Raw genomic sequence first — 15979 nt, 5'->3', positions numbered from 1 at the left:
GCAAGTGGCCACCTTTACTAAATTCAGCAGTACTTACCGGGAAAATTCCAACCACTTAGATTGGTACATTTTCAGGCCAAATATCCAAATTTCTACTTAAAGCGGCCTGAATGCGAAACCAGGAAAGCCATTCAGCTAGAGCAGAAGAAAAACGTCGCAATCTCATCCTCTTCCATATCCGAACGCCAATCCCAACAAGACTTTCTGTATAAATGATGAGTGATGAATAATTTTAAGCTTTAAATAAAGCATTACTACAACCAACACCCTCCTCAATGTTAGTATTAGGCCGTTTCAATATGAATATTCTACAGACCCTATCTATTTCAAGAATAATTTAACCTTCAAAGGGCATATAACTTATGGTCAAGTATTTGGCTCTCATCTCATTTTTTCTTATGGCTACTTTCGCAAAGGCTACAGACCTTAAGAGTTCTCCCCTGGTAATTGGCGACTCAATTAGTTTTCAGTCAAAGATATTAAAGGAAAAGCGCACCTTAAATGTCTACTTACCCGAGAGCTACCATCGTGAACCTGAAAGAAACTACCCCGTAATCTATCTTTTAGATGGCTCCTTATCCGAAGACTTTATCCATATAGCGGGAGTGCTCCAATTCGGCTCATTCTCATGGATTAATATGCTTCCAGAATCCATTCTTGTAGGCATAGAAAATATTGATAGAAAACGCGACTATACATTTCCATCCAAAATAGCTTTAGATCAAAAAGAATTTCCATCATCAGGCGGATCAAAGGAATTTATTGATTTTTTGGACAAAGAGGTTCAACCCATTATTGCGAGCAATTTCCGTACAAAAGAAAATTCCACACTGATAGGTCAGTCTCTGGGAGGACTTGTAGCTACAGAAATCCTGATAAAGCATACGGACCTTTTCGACAACTATATTATTATCAGCCCAAGCTTATGGTGGAGTGGAGAATCTCTTCTGACAAGCATCCCTGAAGACTGCTGTGAGGACAAACAGATCTATATTGGAGTTGGAAAAGAGGGGGAAGTGATGGAGCGCCTAGCGCGAACACTATACAACAAGCTAGATAATAAGAAGAGCAACACAAAAATACACTTCGGCTACTTTGAACAACTAGACCATGGTGACACTCTGCATCTTGCTGTTTACGATGCGTTTGGAAAGCTGTTTTCAGACAAATCCCCTAAAAACTAGAAACATTTTTCAATTTAAAACTGGTTGCTTTCGTTTCAGGAAATAGAATACAAAACCTGCGGGAGCAACACACCACTTACCTCACCATCAATCAAGTACACAATTACCATAGCGTCAACCTCATTTCAGCGACGTTCTGAAAGAGAGGCGGTGTGATATTTACAGTAAACACCGCCAACACCCTACATTTTCTCAACCTACGTCAAGGCTGCACGACGGAAGTTGTACACAGCCACCTGGGACAGAATAAATAGTGTAAATGTCACCACCAAACCAGTCAGCATTACGGGCTCGTAGCCCTCAACCAATACAGAAATAAGCCGCGAAGAACCATTAAATAGAAAGTACATCGAGGCAGGAAGTATTAATAACCACTCTTTGCGAAAGGCACCAATTGCCGTAATAATCGCTAAGCTAAGTGTGGGGGCACCGAGAGTACGTAGGTTAGTGAAACCGTAATTAGTTGTGGCATCAAACCCTGCTGGACCATTAACAACTTCCGGGAAAAGCATGGTCACTAAGCCAGCCGAACCCAATATAAGTACAAATATACCGGAAAGAAATTGTGCGAAACGAATCATATTAAATATTCCATCTGGTTGATTAAATGAACAGAATGAGAACTCAAAGATCCCCTGAAAAATTCCTTATCATTTCTGCGAGACCTCAAGAGGCCCTTAGCCCGGATAACAGACCAAAGCAGTGCTACTAATTGACTGTATTAAGTCTCACTATTTTTGATTGCGCAGGGGGCAGAGTGATTAGCATTCAGGCTTCCAGCAAACATGAGCAAGTAATAAAAGTGACTGATTTATAGTCTTCAGCGGTATCAGCTATAGTTTGCCCTAGGAGGGTTCTAATCAAACCACCAGGACGATAACTAATGCTCATCGGGCTAAACGTAAAACCAACATCACCATTAGCACCTGCAATGAGCATGTATTCATTCTTTAGCCCCTCAATAACAAGAGGGTTTAAATATAACGACATATCGTTAGAAAAGTACGCTGTTAAGACAAGGACTAGATTAACCAGCAAGCCAACACTTTACTTGGAACATCCAGTCAAGGATTTGTACAAATCCGTCAAATCGCCTTTTTACGCATTTGGGAAGGGGCTACTTGATAGTGCTGCTTGAACACCCGGGAGAAGTAACTAAGCTCATCAAAACCACACTCCAAAGCAACTTCAGTCAGGCTAAGATCGCTATTGAGAATCAGCTGCTGTGCTTTCTCCATCCGTTTCGAGGTAATATATTTCGTGGCACTACTGCCATAGACTTGCTTAAATTTACGAGTAAATGTTGACTCGCTCATATGGCATAGAAAAGCTAAATCCGCCAGCTTCAGAGAGGAGTATAAGTGAGCTTGCACCACTTCCTGAAGTTTAGGCTGTTGCCTGATGAACAACTGCCCCAACATCTTCACAACCGTTCCACTGCTATCGAGCCTGGGGATGAGCTCTACTAATTCTCTAACTTTTAATACCACCAGTGGCTCACTGAATACTTCTGGCTGCTGGATATAGTCAATTATGCTACGCATATAATTGGAGAGCAGTACAGATTCCTGCAGGCGCTCAGCCGAGGGGGGCTGATTATTGCACTTATTATCCTCCTTAACAGCAGCCCTACTTTCGCCATTATTACCAAAGACATCAGGCATACCACTTGGGTAGAGTCGCTGTAATAGCTCTGACGTTAACCGAAAACCGATGAAATTAATTTCATTGTTTATTCCATCTTCATGCCACTGATTAATAAAATTATCTGTCTTCATTAGCACAGTGGCACCTGGACTCAAGGTGAGGGTTTCATCACCACAAACCAGGGTTGAACAGCCACTGATAACGTAAACCAGTCTTGCCTCATCAACTAAACGGTCTTGATAACTTAACGGTGCCCTGAATTTACGCTGACCAATTACCATTTTCCCTTGTATTTTAAATACAACTGATTCTTCACTATCTGGCATAAATTATTATCTTTAACAGGAGATATTTATTAGCAATAAAACATGAAGTCCATCAATTTTTCAACCTGTAAAAAAAACAATCGCAGGTGACACCTAGTACTTCCCAGGCAAATAATCAAGTTAAAATGGGTGTCCATAAAGAATGTGTTCTAGCAAAAATTCCCGAAAACAATAGTCTAGGGAGACTCTGAATAGTTGCTTAATATCTTTACGTACCTTGCTGACTGCAAGTGCACAAGTTGACGGTATAAGCAATTTGTCACTGGAGTTTACTCTCCACGTCTTTTTGGCGCCCACAACCCCAAGCGAGTGACCAAGAAGTCATTGTTATATACCTTTGATTACTTATATGGCTAATTAAATGAAAGTTCACCTGGAGGTGCAAGCCCAGCCTTAGACAGAATAGCCATGGCTTGCTGGAGGGGAATGTAAACTTGCAAGCCAAGACCCCTTAATGTGGTATTAATCAGAGTCTTAAACCTGATAGATTATGGCTTAACCCACCTTTTACAAAACAAGCACCTGTACTGACACGCCATCTCAAGAGTAAAAATTTTCTCGAAATGTCAGACAGTCAAGACTAAATTACTGCAAGAAAGAGGATCATATAAAAAATCTATATCATCGATGTTCGACTAGAACGCTATATTGTGCAATAAAATTTAAAAAACAACCTTAAGATTCCGCAAGCAAAGAATTAGCTCACCCACAAAAAATACATATAATTAAATTAACCTAGAACAATATTATATTCGTACAATTTCTAGCATCACAAGTATAAGCAACGCAAAGTTATAGAATTTATCAACTGTAGTAGTTCAGACTTGATCTGACAGTTACCAGTTTTTCAGAAGGTACTCTGTCAGGTCAAATTCAGTTTACGAGTTTCTCCTTCCAGATACTTTTACCCTCTTCAAGGGTTACCATCGGTGTGCGACCACAACACTTTTTACCCTGATGAGTTCGATCATTATTGTAATATACGAGCCATTCGTCCAGATCCTTTTGTAGCTCTTCTATTGATCCATAGATCTTTCGTCGTAACGATGGCTGGTAGAACTCTTGTAATATAGTTTTATGGAAGCGCTCACAGATACCATTTGTTTGTGGGTGCCTGGCTTTTGTCTTGGTATGTTCTATCTCGTTGATGTTCAAGTACAACTGATAATCATGCTGCTCCAGCTTACCGCAATATTCAGTACCGCGGTCAGTCAAAATACGCAACACCGGCAGATCATGCATGGCGTAAAACGGTAATACACGATCATTCAGAAGATCTACTGCTGTGATTGGCGTCTTAGTGGTGTACAACTTGCAATGGGCTACCTTTGCATAGGTGTCGACATAGGTTTGTTGGTAAACACGCCCAACCCCCTTAAATGTTCCTACATAGAAGGTGTCCTGAGAACCTAGATAGCCGGGGTGTTGAGTATCAATTTCCCCGCAGGCTTCATCATCATGTCGCTTTCTTTCCAAGGCCTGAACCTGCGACTCCGTGAGGATTAGCCCCTCCTTAGCCACCTTGGCTTCAAGTGCTTTTAATCGTAACTTGAAGTTAGCCAGGTCGTTCCGTAACCAGATACTCCGAATACCACTGGGGGACACGAATACGCCACGTTTACGTAGCTCATTGGAGACTCGAACCTGTCCATGGGCAGGCTCTTGGAGGGCATAAGTCAACACGGCCTCTTCAATTGCTGTGTCAACACGGTTCTTGTGGTTAGGCACCCGTCGACTCTTTTCAAGAAGGGCGTCCACACCGCCACTTGAAGCAGCTTCCTTGTACCGATAGAAAGTGTCTCTCGATACACCAAGCATCTTGCAAGCTTTTGAGATGTTGCCAAGCTCTTCTGCAAGATTGAGCAATCCGGTCTTGTGTTTGATGATACGATCATTAGTATGGATCATGGGGTTTATCCTTGGTTTTGTTTTTAGGTTTAGGCACCTTCATCAAAACCGGTAAACCCCTCTTTTTCAAGAGGATGTGTCAGATTTGGTCTGAACTAATACATATCAACTCAACCTCATATACGAGATAATTGAGCTTTCTGAAGTCGCTCTGCTAGCTCCTTGATAAGTTCAGCGCAACTTTTAATGATCTAAATCGTAAATGAGGGCTTTTACCAATCTGGCAATTTGAAATATAGAACGCCCCTCAAAGAGGCTTTATTTTACACCCTACTCTGCCCATTACCTGACACGTTATTCAATCCAAATCTGATATCGACATCAGGCCAAAGGATGCTATTGAGTAACGAATTCCACTTGGGCAATCCGTGTAAAACAGCTTCCCTAGAAAGGACAAAAGATATACAATTCACTCTTCTGGATAGGATTCCGATCACATTATCCATCAAGGATTATTAATTATCTTTTCGTGATTTTTACCATGAGAACCATTCTAGTTTTATTGTTTGCCCTGACCGCACAATCTGCCTTTGCAGGTATTGAGCGATCCCCATCCTCTAAGATTAAGCGTATTACATCCTACCACAATCAAGTTATCTCTATAGTTCTTGAAGAAAATGGTGATGATTGTTCAGGAGGATACTGGATCGATGAAACTAGACCGGGATACTCTTCCAATCTAAGCTTACTGATTTCCGCCTATCATGCAGGGCTTGCAATCACTATTCGCGGCTACGATGATGATTTGTGGAGCGGATCGTCAAACAGCTACTGTAGAATTTATGCGGTAGAATATGGGTATATTTAAAATTCTCTACTAAATATTTTGTTATTTAGTAAAGATATACTTGCGGCATGACTAATTAGCAGCTAGCTTGCCGCCCTCCCCCAAATCAGCTGAAACATATATTTTCATAAAGAATATACTTTTCTTGCCAGTAATATTGGTCCTGGCGCAAGGCTTTTTTAAACACCGCCAACCCTTTACTTCATATAAAATGGACGTCTAAACCACTAAAAATGTAGTAGCCACTCTCCATCCAGCTACTGCCTAGCTCTAAAGCAACCAGGTAATGTTTTACCGAACCTCATATAACTTTGAGCATTTACATATACAAAGTCTATACCTGTTACTATTTTAATAAATTCTTGGCAAATTTGAGAGGGTAGTAGACCTTGTATTAACACATTGTAAAAAACCTATAGCACTGAGTCGAACAGGCACATTATTGCTGCATCACCATTACTTTCTATTTACACCCCAAAACTAAGCATAAATAAATTTTCAGCGTACATTCGATCATTGATCGGTAGCTGCTACCTTTATAACTTGTTTGTGAAGTCTCTTTGCACCCAACAGAATACGAAACCATGAATTCTGGTCGTAGAAAGGTGAAAATCGCCAACCAGCACCCTTTGAAACTTTAGCCAAGAGGAAATAATGACTATCGAGGTGCTCTTATTCTCCTCTTAATCTATGGGTGTCCCAGTTTGGGCTATCTTATCCAAGCTCACCATTTAAAATTACCCCTTAATCCATCTCAAGTAAAAATATCTGCCCGCCAAAAATGGCTTCACCGGACCCTACCAGTTTGGTACACACACGAATTACTTGCAGGGTATCTCAAGTTCAGAACAAAAGATATCAACACATGCGCCAGATCAATTAACCCCGAAGACAATAGTTACTCGCAGAAAACGTACTTCTATCTGCCACCTTCCTTATCACCCAACAAAATCGGCGATATAAAATCATGTTTTCGGAGCCCAATACTGAGTCTGCGTTTTCCCCTGTAAACGCTTAACGCTGACCGTTTCCGGACAGCACTCTCGGGGCCCAGCAGTTTAATAGACCTTATCGGATAAAGTGCTTTTATCTCCAATCCCTGCCGATTTATCTCGGAGCACTGGGAGTTCTGCATCATTAAGCCAGTACCTAGCCAAATAAACGTTGGGTTCGGTATAGGCGACTATCGGCGCCTGCTCTTACCTACTCCTTGCTAATCCAGCTCTACTCCAAAAACTTGACAGCACAATGTCCAATTTTTTATCTAAAAACAGTGCTTTCCAAAGCCTGAATACAAATCCCCAGATTTTCAATCTCCCTTACCCCTAAATCAAAAAGGAAAAGAAGCCAGAACTGATACTAAAAGCGTAACTGGCTCACCCGTACAATCTGCGGGTATCAAGAGTAATCATTAGATTGGCAATTAGATCCCAATTCTCTATTTTTAAGCGTTTCTCCCTCCTAGGCATTAATTAGAATTCCATTTTGTGCACTTACAAAATCCTAACAATGCAATAAAACTGGCAAAAATCAAAAATGCTAAAACAGAAAAACTAGGAACTTTTGACTTATATTTTTACAAAACCATTTTCGAATCTTAGACTACATTAAAACAATAAAACAACCGTAATAGAGCTGACTGTATGGTAAGCCTCAATGCACTAAATAGCTTTGAGGGGCAGCTTTATCGGCATATCTCTCACTCATTTATGGCGCTATCGCACTAGCGATTAATTTTTCTAAGAACACTAAAAATAGCCAATGCGCCTATACCCAAGATGACAAAACCAATCTCTTGGTGATATCCACCAAAATTTACAGAACCAAAACGGAAGCTTTCATACTCTGGATGAAGAATGATTTTCACCCCAAATACAGATACCGCAATCCCCATCAGCAAAAATAAAATGTCATTTGATTTCATTATAATCAACCTATTCAGATAAAACTTCACTTGTTGCCGACCCTAAAATACCCGCTGGCGTTAGAGGGGGGGGGCCAGGAACCAATAACCCCTCAGTAAAATCAAATACATTTTGCTGAACCGTTGGGTTCAATATAATAGGAACAGTAACTGAAGAAGTCGTTACAGCTGCATCCGCAGCCAACATCTGAACAGTTTTAGCTGCCTGCATTGTCTTAGCTTGACCAGCTGCAGCCACTGTTCTTGCTACTGTTTGACCTTGAACAGATAGTTGAATCACTTTCCCCGTAGTAGTTAATAGAGCTAAACTGCCAGATACAGGAAAGGTAATTATTACAGCAGCACCACTATACAAAAGGGACTCTTCCGCTGGCGTCATCGCCCTACCCGGCGTACCATCATAACCGTGACAGCTACCTTTACAGATGCTTTGCTCTCTAAAAGCCTCATTTTGTGTATTCTCTTTCAAGTCTGAACTTAATGCATTAAATGCATAAAGGAAAGCCCCCGAAGCAGCACCGTTCGCAAACTTCCCACCAGTTATTTCCGAAATCGTCCCCCCTACTACACCGGATGCCAAACTTTCTGCTACGACATTATCAAAACTTAAAACCCCAGGGGTTGCGAACTTAGTAAGACCAGCACTTGCAAAGCCATGCCCAAATTTTCCTCCTTGAAGGATAGACATCACACCACCCACAGCCCCTTGAGCCAAAGCCAATTTAGAAAAATTTGTCGGTGAAAGGTAAAGGTTTTTACCGGCTCTTAATGCGTATTGCGTGTCTTTTGTAACTCGCAGATGCTCGAACCCTTTTGCTACCCCATAGAAGGCCATAGCACTGACACCACCCATTAGTGCTCCCCTAAAAACATTTCCTCCATTGACTCCAGCGCCAATCCCCCCAGCAATAGCACCATACACGAAGCTCTGCCACAAACCTGGACCTAACCATGGCTGCCAAATTGTCAGTACAATACCTGCAACCGCTCCTATGTATGGCTTTACCTCCTTCCACAGCTTATCTAAGAAATATCCACTGGGATCACTAGCATTCAACGGATTATTCCGCACATAACTATAGCGGTTGTACATCTGCGTATCCGCAGCAGCCTGAATAAATGGATCAGCCTGCATAAAGCGTCCTAAACGCGGATCATAGATGCGGCCATTCATATGAATCAGGCCCACCTCATCCAGCATTTCATGGCCGGTGTAACCACGGGTGGTTCGGCTGTGATCGAAGCTCGATAGCGCTGTGAGAGAGAGTGCATTCCAGCTAGTCGTATCCCTACGTTGCCCCCAGGCATCGAAGGACATCTCCTGCACTACAGTACCAGCCTCATCGGTAATCAGATCCATGGAACCCAGATGATCTTTGTACAAGAACAGCTTGTCCGTGGATAGCACCTTATAATCCAGATCCGTTTTTACGGTATAGATAGCTGTACCACCCAAGTGCCGCTTCCATTCAATTTCATTGGGAGTACTGGACTTTTGGACACGCTCGATACCACCGATATACCAGGTCTCCGTCACTTCGCCATTATTACTATTGCTGTCCTTGCGGTAATACCGACTATGGTTAGGACCATAGAGGAACTCTGTGGTGCTGTTGCCCTTTTTGATCAGGGAGGCTTTATCGAAAGTGGTGTAACTAATAGTCCGACCACCGTCGAAACCATCTGCGGTCATATTGCCATTGGCATCGTAGTTGTAGCTAACGCCGCCGGCTGTTGTCACGGCATGTGGCCCTGCCCCATTCTCACCGTAGACATAATCCCCTACGCCAGCCTTATAAGTGATATTGCCGATCGCGTTATAACGAATATCCTGTTCAGAGGTACTGAGACCACTGCAACTAAAGCTACTGCTACCGACATGGGTTTTTATCAGGCGGTTAAGGTTGTCGTAACAGAAACTCTCACGCAGATCCTTCTTACCACTTTGGTTGTGGCGGCTAGTAAGGTTGCCCAGGGTGTCCCACTGATAAGTGATATTTTGAATGCCAAAGGCGCCCAATACAGTGGAGGTCTGGTTCAGCAATCGACCGGTCGTACTTTCGTAGCTGAAGCTCGTGGTGGCTCCGTTGCCAAGCAGCTGTTCTTTCAACTGACCACGAGCGGTTTGGTCTTTCGCCTCTTGGATTAGGTCTCCAGTAGCCAGATCTACGATCTTGTAAAGATAACCATAGGTGTTGTAAAAATTCTGAGTGCCTGACTTACCGCCATCGAGCATACTGTCCAAGGCATCATAGCTGTATTCAATACGCCCATGGCCATCAAACACAGTGGTAGAGATATAGGAGGGTTGGGAGCCATCCCCATCAAAATCCACGGCCTGAATATGGTTTCGACCAACATAGTCATACTGATACACCGCCTGGTAACCTGAGACGCTGTCCATGACCATCTCTACCTGTCCCAGGCCATTGGTAGCGCTGTCATAGAACCAAGCGACATCGCTGGTTGGAGCAGAGTCACCCTTCGACTTTTCGGTACGAGTCGACTGCCGACCCAACTTGTCATAGGTGAACTCTACAGTATGGCCATTTGCATTGGTTTGCTTTTTAAGCTCACCGTAACCCGTATATTCGTATTGCCAGTCTCCCTTATCAGGGTCATCCATGCTGATTTTACGGCCTAGATCGTCATACTCGATGGTGACCACAATGGGATAGTTGAGATCATCGCCTTCATCAATATGACTACCGGCACTATTCACCTTACCCCATGACTTGGCTTTATGCAGATTACCCTGACTGTCGTACTCATAAGTAAGGCGGCCGTCTATAGCATCGACAACTTCAATCAGTTCTCCAGCGACATTTTTTGTCTCAAATTTCTGCTGACCTTTATCATTTGTAGTAATGGTCTTAAGACCTGCATATGAAATAGTCGACTCAGCATCATCTGGAGTAGTTACTCGGGTTGGACGGCCGAGCAGGTCATACTCCATCTCAGACCATAGTCGTGTATCACCAGAGAAGTAAGGTTCGCTGGTAAATTTCACCCGACCTAGATTGTCATACTCTTTGTCGGCGTAGATTCTCTGGTTAAACCCCTTGGTTTCAGTACGAATAGAACGGCCTAACGAATCAAAGTACTCCCTGCTCCAGCTGCCAGTACTACTACTGATGGTAACCATATATTGGCCACCAGCTGGGCACCCGATTACACAGCGCTCATATTCAGTGATTTTGTCAGCACCAGTATTGCTTCGGCTAATCGTCTCCCGACCAAATTGATCATAGGCAAATACCGTTACCAGACCATTCATTCCCTGAATTTCCAGTGGAGCGCCAAATTGATTGCGAGAAACCACTTTCTCTGTCAGGTGGCCGAGCGCGTTATAGCTTTCCGATACAAATCGACCGGAAAGGTCATACACCGTAGTTGCACTACGCTCTTCTTCACCGGAAGCCGCTACTGTCTTTTTATTAACATTGCCAAAATCGTCATATTCATAGGACGTTGTCTGCTTGTACTGTGATTGATTTGGCTCAATGATTTCAGTCTTCAACAGCCCTTGGTGGATACCTGATGAGTAATAAGTAAATGCCGATTCCCGTATATGGCTAGACATGCCAGGGCGAGTGTTTGTCACTTTTGAGCTAACAAGTCGGCCTTTCTCTTTTTCCCAGGTAGAGCTTCCGTAAGTATTTTCTGTTTTCTTGGTAAATTGCTCACCAGAGACACCGTCTTCAGTGACTAAGGTGATACTGAGCACATTGCCATAGGCATCATAACTGTTAGTAGTGGTAACGACTTGCAGTAAGCCTCCCTGAGCGGTACCTTCGTCTTTAAGATCGTAGGTTTCTTCTACCGCCTCATAAATATACGGCTGGTAAGGTGCTTGCGGTTGACCACTGCCACTCCAGCCCTGCAAACGCCAGTTGTTCTCAGCCTTACTTAGAAGTTGCCCCTCTTTTGAGCGGGTTTCTGTTTGCAGCGGCATACCTACAAATGGGAAATCCTGACGGTATGTAGTTTCCGTGACCACACCTGTTTGATTATCGGTGGTACTGATTTTCTGGAAGCCCAGCATACCCCGGCCCGCTGCCTGGAGCTTCATTTGATGGTAGTGATAGGACACCGAACTTAGAGAAGTCTGGTTTACTGAGCCAGGGGTGGCGCTGGCGACTGGAGCGGAACTCTCAACTTTAGAAACCAGATACATGGGACTCAATATATCTAATACCGGCTTATCCTTACCCAGGGTATGACTGCCACTAGGCAGTGTCCATTTTCCATTTAGCGCAGTATAAAAAGCATCAATACTGCCTTCTGTCGATACATCCAGGCGAGAGTAGACCCCATCGCTCACCATGTTTTCATAGGTGACTTGGGTGATATTTCCTAGGCCATTATCAATTTTATGAATAACGTTTCGCGGAGTAGTTTTGTATTGGGAGTCAAGGGTATTATCCAGTCGGGTATAGACTTTACCACTAGAATTGTCATATCGGTGGTAATCAGGCTCTCCGTCGCCGTCAGTGTCTGCAAACCAAATTAAATCATTATCTTCCAGGCCGCCGCAGGCAAGATTAAGTTCTTTGAGTGAAGAGAAACAGGGGGGGACGGAATCAAATTTCTTACGATCACCTAACTCAACAAAATCGCCAGTATTTTGATCGAAGAATCGAGCATAAACCGTATCACTACTGGAAGAAGGCCAGACAAAATCTTGATAGCCATCGTTATTAAGGTCTACAAAAGTACCTCTACTACCGCCCAGATAGCCCAGGAAAACAAAGCCTGTACCGGTGCTTAACTGGCCGTGTAAGCTACCTGAATCCGAGGTATAGGCAATATCAGTAAGGCCATCACCATTAATGTCTACTGCGATTGGACTTTTGGTCGTATTGGTAGTTGAAAGGATGCCCATGGAGTTGAACTCCCCAGCATCCTGATCAAAAGTTGCAACCTCAAACCCCTCAGAGGTTGCCACCACAATATCCATTGCACCGTCGCCATTAAAATCCCCCAGGGTATCTGGAACACGGCTGCCGGAATTCATACTGCTAGCGCCAGAAATATTTAATGGATAGGTGATGTAATCATCACTGAACTTATAGAACTGGTCAGATGAAGCCGCCTCTCCAGAAGCCTCGAGCAAACGAACGAGTACTTTTGCTCCAGAACTACTACTGTAAGAAACTGAGATGTAGTCCGCCAAACCATCTCCATTGAAGTCGGCAAAAATTACATCTTTATTGGATCTTCCCGTACTGATTGGCCTTGAATCCAGTTTCCAGCGCTGACTCCCACTATCGTAACGGCTTAAGAAAATATGCCAGTAATTACCAGAAATCCCATAGGCTGTACGGGGGTTATAAATTGCTAAATCATGGCGGCCATCACCATTGTAATCTAATACTCGAACGGCAAAACCCTTACCAACATTAGAGCTGGTATAGTATTCAGAGCTAAACACTCCACCGGTAAAACTCTGCTTAACAAACGTTGAACCGTATGAAATTGCGTATTTAACACGGATATCAGTGTCACTTCCATCGTCACTGTATCCCTCAATCCAAACGATGTCCTGCTTACCATCGCCATTAAAGTCTGCGTATTTATAATCGCTTAGAAAACGATTTTTAGTTGGGGAGAAGTCTATTGCTTCTGATTGAGGGCCATATTGTCGCCACGGTGCCTGCAACCAATCGAAACTGATTGCCGGAAGGCATTTAGAATTTACGCACTCCTGTAATGACGTTAGTAATGAGGTTCTATCGTCATAATTATCGACAGGAATAAAAGGCAGAACCGGTTTATACTCCAGATTATACTCGCGAATTACACTCTCACTGGATTTTGAAATAATTTTCTCCAGCCGCTTAGTGGTAGTTAATTCAAAACCTGAAGTAAAGCCCCGGAGGTACTCAGGACGAGCTTCGTAGACAAACTCTATTTCTGCCTGATAGGTGCCGGAGCCATAAGCATAACGGATGAACTTAACGCGATGCCCTGTTTCCGAACTACCCTCATAAACGAACTCGATATGATTACCGACACTGTCTTCAAAACGACTTTGCGCCCAGGTAAGAACGTGATCTCCCACAAGTTGTTTCGAATCACTGCTTTCCCCATAGTAGCTAACTGATCCGTCCTTACGCTCCACCTTGAAATAAGCTGGCTTGCCAAGACTGCCACCAATAGAGGTAATCTTTGCAAAGGAGTCCATTTCTGTCTTATAAACCGCACCCTGAGCACCATATTGCAAATTGCTTACATTTATTAAGCGCTGCCCATCAAGGCAAAACCTATCGGATTCGGTCCAGTTAATTGGTCCCACATTGCCATCAATAGATAGGGTTTGTCGACATCGGGAAATACCCGAAAGACCACCAATAGCCCAGCCCTTACCAACAAGACCATTGCCCCCGCTACTGCTATAGTTCAGCGAAACCTCAGGTACAACACCAGCGGTGCCCGCTGCGGTGACTATCGGAACAGAGTAAGTAGCAGCACCAGATTCATTCACCCTAAACTGACCGCCAGAGGCACCTGCCATGTTGGGAGTTAGAATATTGTCTGGTGTCGTATAGCTACTAAAAGTGCCACTCTCATCCGCTTCAAATATAAAGTTTCCAGCAGAAATATCATCCCTACCGTCACTATTATGATCCTTAACAGCTATAGAATTCGGGTTTACATTAGTAAGGATTGCAGCAGCATAAGAGATGTCATCATCACGATTCTCGATAGATAAGACTTGAACTAGCTCAGGTAAACCATCCCCCTCGGCATGGATAACCAATGGCATGGTTGTTAGCACCAATAAGTCGGAAAGACCATCACCATTAAAATCCCCCACCACAGAAAGATCATCATCTAAGGGCTGGAGATCCGCGACCTCCGACTCCGATAATGTTATTTCTCTCGGATCTTCATAATCTTCACTACCAAACTTTAAGTACAGAACAAAATTCGGCAACTGCGGCATCACTACCGGAGTGGAAATGTCCCCATGTAAAAGAATTACCGGACGATGGTATTCAAAATATAGATCTTCGCGTCCGTCACCATCAATATCTCCGAGGTAAATCTTATAGCCATTCTCCCGTATTCCAGTTGAAGAATTTGCAGTAACAGAAAGCATACCTGTAACTAATAAGCACAGGAGACCAATAACGGAACGCATAGAGTCAAACCCGGAACAACCGGCCCCAAAACATATTTTTATGAACTAACAAGAAAAAGTTAGCTCTAATCGTCAAAGCCGCGCAATGTACGAAATACATCCAGCTGAGGCAAGCACATTTATAACTATTAATTCCCTCAGGCTCGTGACCAACAAACCTAGTAGAGTATTTACTAAAAAAAAAACCCGTCTTAATATTTAAGCGCAAAAAAATAATTCACAATTAAATTAGTGGTGAGCACTTTCAGTCTATTAAAGGCGAAATATACAAGACACAAAATTTCGCATTAGTGAATGGCAAGTCTAAACTCAAGCACCGATCAGAGTTTTTAGGTGAGGTATTAAGATCTAACAAAACCCTACAAAAAGGAACATATTACCCATAAAGATATTACCCCAAAAAACAGAGCAAATTGAGAATTTTTCTATTTGATAAGTTTTATAATATACAAAATAGAAACTTCAGAAGATCATTTAAATATTAGATTGCTGCAGCTTTTCATTAGTTATAACGATAGCTATTTGGGGTACTTTTTAGAGCATTAGCTTTACCCATAAAAAGCGCACTATTCTTGAGCCTAATAAGTACTCATATAGTCAACAAATACTGCTAAGAACAGATGCAATAGCGATTAGTATATCTCGGACATGATCACACTTGAGAATTAACCTCAACTTTAATTCCTACCGGATCAAAAAATACCAATTGCCGTACATTGCGTCCGGGCACATCCATTAGGTGATTGGAGACTCCCAATGCATCCAGACGCTGCTTAACCGGCTCAAGCGCATCTGTACGGAAAGCTATGTGATCCAGGTAGGGTTTCTCAGGCTGGTCACCACTCACCTCACCATCTATTAAATGCAAAATAGCCCTACCATTGCCATAGAGCCAAAATCCATTACGCTTGAAATTTGGCCTCTCACCCTCGGTCAGACCGAGAACCTGGGCATAGAAGTCCCGTACCCGCTTTAGGGTTTCCATAGGAGCAGTAATATTGACGTGGTCGAGTTCCATCTGTTTTCCCTAATTTACAAGGCACATCCTTGTGCCTG

Annotated in this window: 8 protein-coding genes; 2 read left to right on the top strand and 6 right to left on the bottom strand. The window is 43.1% G+C overall.

The features are described 5' to 3' along the window. Positions 1-362: 362 nt before the first annotated feature. Complete coding sequence (locus ACYX4J_RS09370) at positions 363-1184, top strand: alpha/beta hydrolase (protein WP_476178448.1); 822 nt, start codon at positions 363-365, stop codon at positions 1182-1184. A 197-nt stretch (positions 1185-1381) separates the two neighbouring features. On the opposite strand, the gene ACYX4J_RS09365 is transcribed toward ACYX4J_RS09370, so the two are convergent. From ACYX4J_RS09365 to ACYX4J_RS09355, 3 genes are all read right to left on the bottom strand, one after another. After that, positions 1382-1765: a hypothetical protein gene (locus ACYX4J_RS09365; RefSeq protein WP_413665620.1), complete on the bottom strand. Its 384-nt coding sequence runs from the start codon at positions 1763-1765 to the stop codon at positions 1382-1384. Positions 1766-2269: 504 nt separating this feature from the next. After that, positions 2270-3157 carry an AraC family transcriptional regulator gene (locus tag ACYX4J_RS09360; protein ID WP_476178447.1) on the bottom strand — a complete coding sequence of 296 codons (888 nt, stop codon included), beginning with the start codon at positions 3155-3157 and terminating at the stop codon, positions 2270-2272. A gap of 873 nt (positions 3158-4030) precedes the next feature. Then, positions 4031-5065 (bottom strand): IS481 family transposase, encoded by a 1035-nt coding sequence (locus ACYX4J_RS09355; protein ID WP_476178446.1) that lies wholly within the window; start codon positions 5063-5065, stop codon positions 4031-4033. 481 nt (positions 5066-5546) lie between these two features. Between ACYX4J_RS09355 and ACYX4J_RS09350 the strand changes: the two genes are divergently transcribed. Beyond that, positions 5547-5873 (top strand): hypothetical protein, encoded by a 327-nt coding sequence (locus ACYX4J_RS09350; protein ID WP_476178445.1) that lies wholly within the window; start codon positions 5547-5549, stop codon positions 5871-5873. Positions 5874-7575: 1702 nt separating this feature from the next. On the opposite strand, the gene ACYX4J_RS09345 is transcribed toward ACYX4J_RS09350, so the two are convergent. From ACYX4J_RS09345 to ACYX4J_RS09335, 3 genes are all read right to left on the bottom strand, one after another. After that, on the bottom strand, positions 7576-7776 hold the full coding sequence (locus ACYX4J_RS09345; RefSeq protein ID WP_476178444.1) for a hypothetical protein: 201 nt from the start codon (positions 7774-7776) through the stop codon (positions 7576-7578). Between the two features lie 10 nt (positions 7777-7786). Next, a complete protein-coding gene (locus ACYX4J_RS09340; protein WP_476178443.1) occupies positions 7787-14923 on the bottom strand; it encodes an FG-GAP-like repeat-containing protein in 7137 nt (2378 codons plus the stop codon). 652 nt (positions 14924-15575) lie between these two features. After that, positions 15576-15941, bottom strand: a complete 366-nt coding sequence (locus tag ACYX4J_RS09335; protein WP_476178442.1) for a VOC family protein — start codon at positions 15939-15941, stop codon at positions 15576-15578. Positions 15942-15979 lie beyond the last annotated feature (38 nt).

The organism is Microbulbifer sp. ABM4_008, assembly GCF_056311705.1.
This window is presented reverse-complemented; position numbering and strand designations above follow the sequence as displayed.

Coding starts and splice junctions, on each gene's coding strand:
- ACYX4J_RS09335 (WP_476178442.1), bottom strand. CDS start 15,941: ATGGAACTCGACCACGTCAATATTACTGCTCCTATGGAAACCCTAAAG.
- ACYX4J_RS09350 (WP_476178445.1), top strand. CDS start 5,547: ATGAGAACCATTCTAGTTTTATTGTTTGCCCTGACCGCACAATCTGCC.
- ACYX4J_RS09365 (WP_413665620.1), bottom strand. CDS start 1,765: ATGATTCGTTTCGCACAATTTCTTTCCGGTATATTTGTACTTATATTG.
- ACYX4J_RS09345 (WP_476178444.1), bottom strand. CDS start 7,776: ATGAAATCAAATGACATTTTATTTTTGCTGATGGGGATTGCGGTATCT.
- ACYX4J_RS09355 (WP_476178446.1), bottom strand. CDS start 5,065: ATGATCCATACTAATGATCGTATCATCAAACACAAGACCGGATTGCTC.
- ACYX4J_RS09340 (WP_476178443.1), bottom strand. CDS start 14,923: ATGCGTTCCGTTATTGGTCTCCTGTGCTTATTAGTTACAGGTATGCTT.
- ACYX4J_RS09370 (WP_476178448.1), top strand. CDS start 363: ATGGTCAAGTATTTGGCTCTCATCTCATTTTTTCTTATGGCTACTTTC.
- ACYX4J_RS09360 (WP_476178447.1), bottom strand. CDS start 3,157: ATGCCAGATAGTGAAGAATCAGTTGTATTTAAAATACAAGGGAAAATG.